The following is a 256-nucleotide window of genomic DNA, read 5'->3' as shown; positions in this document are numbered from 1 at the left end:
AGTGGCTAGTCTAACCGCAAGGAGGACGGTCACCACGGCAGGATTCATGACTGGGGTGAAGTCGTAACAAGGTAGCCGTATCGGAAGGTGCGGCTGGATCACCTCCTTTCCAGAGCTCATCGCTCACACGCGTTTTAAGCGCTCACACTTGTCGGCTGTAAGAAAGACAGACTCAGGGGTCTGTAGCTCAGTCGGTTAGAGCACCGTCTTGATAAGGCGGGGGTCGATGGTTCGAATCCATCCAGACCCACCACTG

At 55.5% G+C, this 256-nt stretch carries 1 tRNA gene and 1 rRNA gene; both read left to right on the top strand.

What is annotated here, in order from left to right:
• Positions 1–109, top strand: a 16S ribosomal RNA gene (locus tag AB4Y43_RS40625); the annotation flags it as partial.
• Positions 110–176: 67 nt separating this feature from the next.
• Positions 177–253, top strand: a tRNA-Ile gene (locus AB4Y43_RS40620).
• Positions 254–256: the final 3 nt, after the last annotated feature.

This window comes from Paraburkholderia sp. BR10872 (genome assembly GCF_040965835.1).
In the GTDB taxonomy this organism is placed as follows: Bacteria; Pseudomonadota; Gammaproteobacteria; order Burkholderiales; family Burkholderiaceae; genus Paraburkholderia; species Paraburkholderia nodosa_A.
Note: the sequence above shows the minus strand (reverse complement) of the source record. Positions and strands in the feature narration are given on the sequence as shown.